Here is a 1,384-nt window from a genome sequence, read left to right as displayed (position 1 = left end):
ATGTACAATACCATTAATATCAACCCCGCTTACGCAGGTAGCCGTGGTGTCATGAGTATTTTTGCCTTACATCGCACGCAATGGGTGGGTTTGGATGGAGCACCAACCACCAATACTGCCTCGATAAATACACCAATTAGCAATAGTAATTTAGGTTTAGGCGTGTCGTTTATGAATGACAAAATTGGTCCAACTAATGAAAATACCATTTCAGCAGACCTGTCCTACACCATTCCTACCTCAGAGAATTTTAAACTCTCTTTTGGAATGAAAGCAACCGCTAATTTATTTAATTTGAATGTCAACAAACTCAATCCAGTCGATCAAGGCGATCCACAATTTCAGAATTTGAGAAACGTTTTCACCCCAAATATTGGAGCAGGGATTTACTACCATTCTGACAAAGCTTATGTTGGACTATCGGTTCCTAATTTCATTCAAACCAATCGCTATAATGATAACGAAGTGGCCATTTTCAAAGAAAAAATGAATTATTATTTAATCGGAGGTTATGTGTTTGACATATCGAACGATATCAAATTTAAGCCTGCTTTTCTAACCAAACTAGTCGAAGGTTCGCCTTTACAAGTTGATGTTTCGGCCAATTTTATGTTTGTAGAGAAAGTAACACTTGGAGTTGCGTATCGTTGGAGTGCTGCTATGAGTGCCATGGTAGGCTTTCAAGTGACCGATGGCATGTACATTGGCTATGGATACGATTTAGAAACTACCAATTTAGACAATTACAATTCAGGATCGCATGAGGTTTTCTTGCGTTATGAAATCTTCAAAAACAACGAAAAAATTACTACACCAAGATTTTTCTAAAAATTAGATCATGAAAAAACAACCATTTTTTTATTTAATCCTCACTATACTAGGGTGTAGTTTTGCCTTTGCTCAAAAAGCCAAACTAGCTTCCGCAGATAAAAAATACGATAGTTACGCCTATGTTGATGCCATTCAAACCTATGAACGCCTTGCTGCCAAAGGCTATCAATCGGCAGATATGTTCATGAAATTAGGCAATGCGTATTATTTTAATTCTGATTTTGAAAAAGCAGCCCAGTCTTATGAAAAGCTCTATCAAATACAACCAGAACAAACCCCTGAGTATTATTACCGTTACGCACAATCGCTAAAATCCATTGGAAAAGAGAAAGAAGCGGTAGCCGTTTTAAAGGAATTTGAAAACAAATCAGGTGGCGATAGCCGTAGCAAACGTTTGAAAAAAAATAGTGACTATTTAGAAGACATTCGAGCCAATATTGGTATTTACACTATTGAAAACGCAGGCATCAACTCCAAATTTTCTGATTACGGTAGTGCCATTGTAGACGATAAATTAATTTTTACATCAGCAAGAGATACTGGTGGCATCGGC

At 37.2% G+C, this 1,384-nt stretch carries 2 protein-coding genes; both read left to right on the top strand.

Annotation, left to right across the window (positions count from 1 at the left end; all coding sequences use genetic code 11):
- On the top strand, positions 1-828 hold an 828-nt coding region (locus tag O9307_RS14335), incomplete at its 5' end, for a type IX secretion system membrane protein PorP/SprF (RefSeq protein WP_298300601.1).
- Positions 829-838: 10 nt separating this feature from the next.
- The coding region (locus O9307_RS14330; RefSeq protein ID WP_298300598.1) for a tetratricopeptide repeat protein at positions 839-1,384 on the top strand (546 nt) is incomplete at its 3' end.

The organism is Flavobacterium sp., from assembly GCF_027531905.1.
Taxonomy (GTDB): Bacteria; Bacteroidota; Bacteroidia; order Flavobacteriales; family Flavobacteriaceae; genus Flavobacterium.
The sequence above is the reverse complement of the archived record's forward strand: the minus strand, read 5'-3'. Positions and strand labels throughout refer to the sequence as shown.